Source organism: Nocardia farcinica (assembly GCF_029867845.1).
Taxonomy (GTDB): domain Bacteria; phylum Actinomycetota; class Actinomycetes; order Mycobacteriales; family Mycobacteriaceae; genus Nocardia; species Nocardia farcinica_A.
Map to the genome: position 1 here is coordinate 1 of NZ_JARWRU010001005.1, position 4,706 is coordinate 4,706.

At 70.8% G+C, this 4,706-nt stretch carries 2 protein-coding genes and 1 pseudogene; 2 read left to right on the forward strand and 1 reads right to left on the reverse strand.

Translation table 11 applies throughout. The annotated features are described in order from the left end of the window. A partial coding sequence (locus QH283_RS22300) for a transglycosylase domain-containing protein (protein ID WP_432420761.1) occupies positions 1 to 2,378 on the forward strand: 2,378 nt, incomplete at its 5' end. 138 nt (positions 2,379 to 2,516) lie between these two features. Then, entirely contained in the window at positions 2,517 to 4,211 is a 1,695-nt protein-coding gene (locus QH283_RS22305; RefSeq protein ID WP_280504915.1) for a glycosyltransferase family 87 protein, read from the forward strand. A gap of 12 nt (positions 4,212 to 4,223) precedes the next feature. Here the strand turns inward: QH283_RS22305 and QH283_RS22310 are convergent. Further along, positions 4,224 to 4,706 (reverse strand): annotated as a pseudogene (locus tag QH283_RS22310) (TerD family protein); the annotation flags it as partial.

Here is a 4,706-nt window from a genome sequence, read left to right on the forward strand (position 1 = left end):
GGCGCGCTGGAACTACGTGCTCGACGGCATGGTCTCCAGCGGCAACCTCGACTCCGCCGCCCGGCCGCGGCGGCCGCGGCGGCTCCGGCGGTTCCGGGGCGAGCGGGCCGGGGAGGAAGTTCCCGTGGAAGACCATCCGGCGCGTCTGCTACGTGCTGGTGGCGCTGGCGATCGTGGTCCCGAGCGCGGTCTTCCTCTTCGCCTACTCGACCGTGTCGGTCCCCGAGCCGGGCGACCTGAAGACCAACCAGGTGGCCACGATCCTGGCCGAGGACGGCAGCACCGTCATCACGAAAGTGGTTCCCCCGCAGGGCAACCGCACCGACGTGACCATCGACCAGGTGCCCCCGCACGTCCGCAACGCCGTCATCGCCGCCGAGGACAGGGACTTCTACACCAACCCAGGCTTCTCCATCTCCGGCTTCGCGCGCGCCGCGCGCGACAACCTGCTCGGCAAGGAGAGCGCGGGCGGCGGTTCGACCATCACCCAGCAGTACGTGAAGAACGCGCTGGTCGGTGACGAGCGCTCGCTCGAGCGCAAGCTGCACGAGCTGGTCATCTCGGCGAAGATGGCGCGCCAGTGGAGCAAGGACGAGATCCTCGCCGCCTACCTGAACACCATCTACTTCGGCCGCGGCGCCTACGGCATCGACGCCGCGGCCAAGGCCTACTTCGGCAAGCCGGTGCAGGAGCTGACCGTCGCCGAGGGCGCGGTGCTCGCCGCCACCATCCAGCTGCCGTCGCTGCTCGACCCGGAGCAGAACCCCGAGGGCGCGCAGGCGCGCTGGAACTACGTGCTCGACGGCATGGTCTCCAGCGGCAACCTCGACTCCGCCGAACGGGCGGGCATGCAGTATCCGCAGGTGGTCTCGCTGGCCGCGACCGAGCAGGAGTCGGGCCTGAACTCCGGCCCCGAGGGTCTGATCAAGAACAAGGTGCTCGCCGAGCTCTCCGAGGCGGGCATCAGCGAGCAGCAGCTCAACACCGCGGGCCTGCAGATCACCACCACCATCGACGCCAAGGCCCAGCAGGCCGCCGTCGAGGCCGCGATCTCCAACCTGGAGGGCGAGCCCGAGCAGCTGCGCACCGCGGTGGTCTCCATCGACCCGCGCAGCGGCGCGGTGCGTGCCTACTTCGGCGGCACCGACGGCACCGGATACGACTTCGCCAACGCCGCGCTGCAGACCGGCTCGTCGTTCAAGTCGATCGGCCTGGCCGCCAATCTCGAACTCGGCATCCCGTTGTCGCAGATGTACGACAGCTCGCCGCTGACGGTGCACGGCATCAAGATCACCAACGTCGAGGGCGAGGACTGCGGCATGTGCACCATCGCCGAGGCCCTCAAGCGGTCACTGAACACCAGCTTCTACCGCATGCAGCTGGACATGCAGAACGGCCCGCAGAAGATCGCCGACATGGCGCACCGGCTCGGCATCCCCAAGGAACTGCCCGGCGTCGGCGCCACCCTGACCGAGCCCGACGGCTCCGGCCCGAACAACGGCATCGTGCTCGGCCAGTACCAGGCCCGTCCGATCGACATGGCCTCGGCCTACGCCACCCTGGCCGCCTCCGGCGTCTACCACAAGCCGCACTTCGTCTCCCGCGTGGTGACCGCCGACGGCCAGGTGCTGCTCGACCGCGGCGAGGTGCCCGGCGAGCAGGTGGTGTCAGCGGCCGTGGCCGACAACGTCACCGCCGCCATGCGTCCGATCGCGGCATACTCGCGCAACCACGGTCTCGCGGGCGGTCGCGAGTCGGCCGCCAAGACCGGCACCGCCCAGCTGGGCGACACCGGTGAGAACAAGGACACCTGGATGGTGGGCTACACCCCGTCGCTGTCGACGGCGGTGTGGGTCGGCTCGGTGGACAACTCGCCGCTGCGCAACTACGCGGGCGGGATGATCTACGGCTCGGGTCTGGCCTCCGACATCTGGAAGGACACCATGGACGGCGCCCTCGAGGGCACCGAGAAGGAGTCCTTCCCGAAGCCCGCCCCGATCAAGGGGCAGGCGGGCGTGCCGGACTACACCGCGCCCTACACCCCGCCGTCCACCACGGAGGCGCCGCCGCTGCTGCCACCGGTGGTCATCACGCCCTCGCAGGTGGAGATCCTGCCCGGCATCACCATCCCGGTGCCCGGCGTCGCGCCCGCCCCGCAGCGGCCACAGCAGACCCAGCCGCAGAGCCCGCCGCGCAACGACGATCCCGGCCCGCTGCCCGGTCAGCCGATCGCCCCGACGGGCGGACCGGAGGCCCAGGACGACTCCCGCTACGGCGGTGGAAACGGCAATGGCAATGGCAACGGCAATGGGAACGGGAACGGGAACGGCAACGGAGGCGGCACGGGCGGCGCGGACGAGGACTCCTCGCAGCGCTGAGTCCGCGGGAGTGAGGGGCACGTGGCTGCCGACAACACGGCCGTCGGTTCCGCCGTCGGCCGGTCCGCCGGGTCTGCCGTCCGGCCGGTAGCCTCGGTGGACGTGACCGATCCAGACCTGGTGAACGCGCACGACGGCCTGGCCCGGACGGTCGGGACACCGCGGAAGGGGCCGCGCCCGGCCTCGCCCGCACCGCTGGCCGCCGATCTGCGCTCCGACGACGAGCGCGACCGGCCGAGCCGCACGGATTCGCTGACCGCGCAGGCCAGCACGCTCATCGGCGGTCCGGTCGGCGACCACGCGCTGATCGGCCGGGTCCGCTTCTGGACGCCGCTGCGGGTGCTGTTCGCCTTCACGGTGATCTTCCTCGCCCTCGGCTGGGGCTCCAAGGCGGCCTGCCTGCAACAGACCGAGACCGCCGACGGCGCTCTGGCGCTGGACTGGTACGACGGTCGCCAGTACGTGGCGATGTGCTACTCCGACACCGTGCCGCTCTACGGCGCGGAACGACTCGACGAGGGCGCTTTCCCGTACAAGAAGTCCTGGACCGAGCAGACCCCCGACGGCGGCACCGAGACCAGGTACATGGAGTACCCGGTGCTGTCCGGGCTGTACCAGTACGTGTCGATGCAGATCGCCAAGACCTGGGACGCGCTGCCGCTGCCCGGCGCGCTGCAGGTGGTCATCTACTTCAACGTGGTGGCCGTCGGTTTGGCGCTGGCCTGGCTGATCACGGTGTGGGCCTCGGCCATGCTGGCCGGACGCCGCATCTGGGACATCGCGCTGATGGCCTGCTCACCGCTGGTGATCGTGCACGCCTTCACCAACTTCGACGCCCTGGCGACGGCGTTCGCCGCCACCGGCCTGCTGGCCTGGGCGCGCAGGCAGCCGCTGCTGGCGGGCGTGCTGCTCGGCCTCGGCGGCGCGGCGAAGCTGTATCCGCTGCTGCTGCTCGGCCCGATCGTCATCCTGTGCGTGCGCGCCGAGCAGATGCAACGGCTGCCGAGCCCGCGCCCGCTCACCCGGCTGCGCGACATCGACGGCCCCGGCGCGCTGCGGAACTGGCTGGGCGACTTCGGATACCGGATCCGGTTCTGGAGTCTGCGCCCGCTCGGCGCGGCCGGGGTGGCGGTCGCCGCGGCCCTGCTCACCTGGCTGCTGGTGAATCTGCCCATCGCGGCACTGTTCCCGAGGGGATGGCGCGAGTTCTTCCGCCTCAACACCGAACGCCACGCCGACCCGGACTCCATCTACAACGTCATCTCCTCCTTCACCGGCTGGCAGGGCTTCGACGGACATCTCGCCCACGGCCAGGCGCCGACGGTACTGAACGCGGTGTCACTGCTGCTGTTCCTGGCCGCGTGCGCGCTGATCGCCTACGTGGCGCTGACCGCTCCGCGCCGTCCCCGGCTGATGCAGCTGTGTTTCCTGGTGGTGGCGGCCTTCCTGCTGACCAACAAGGTGTGGAGCCCGCAGTACTCGCTGTGGCTGGTGCCGCTGGCGGTGCTGGCGTTGCCGCACCGGCGGATCCTGCTGGCCTGGATGACGATCGACGCGCTGGTGTGGGCGCCGCGTATGTACTACTACCTCGGCACCGGCGCGAAGGGGCTGCCCGAGCAGTGGTTCACCGGCACGGTGATCGTGCGCGATCTGGCCGTGATCGGCTTGTGCGCGTTGATCGTGCGCCAGATCTACCGGCCCGAGGAGGATCCGGTGCGCCGGGACTGGCAGGACGATCCGGCGGGCGGCATCCTCAACCGCGGGCCGGACCCGCTGCTGCCCTGGTTGCCGCAGTGGCTGCGGCCGCGTCCCGCTCCCGTGCGGACCGGCTGACGCGCGGAACGGTCACTCGGTGCGCAGCAGACGGGCGGCCTGCCGCGGATCACGCGGCAGCACATCCAGTTCCAGTTGCCAGGCGCTGCCGGTCCACGGATCGAACATGGGCGTCTCGGCCACGGTCGGCAGGTGCCTGGCGTGCTGGGACAGCGCCGCAACCGCCTCGTCGGGCATCGGGATCTCGTCGGTCCCGACCACGATGATGCTCAGCCCGATCAGATCGCCGCAGGCGGTGAGGGTGTGCAGGCGTTGCGCGTCGATCGGCTGGTAGCCGTGCGGGAAGTCCGAGACCACCAGCACCCGGTGCTCGGCGGGCGCGGTCCAGGCGTTGCCCTGGTAGGCCATGTCGGCCAGCTCGGCTCGCTCGGTGAGCGAGCGCAGCAGCTCGGAGATCCTGGTGTGATCGGTGACCGGCGGCCCCGCCAGCACGGGGGCCAGCGCGGGCAGCAGGGCCGAGTCGGCGCCGCTGAGATCGATGACGTCGATACGCGG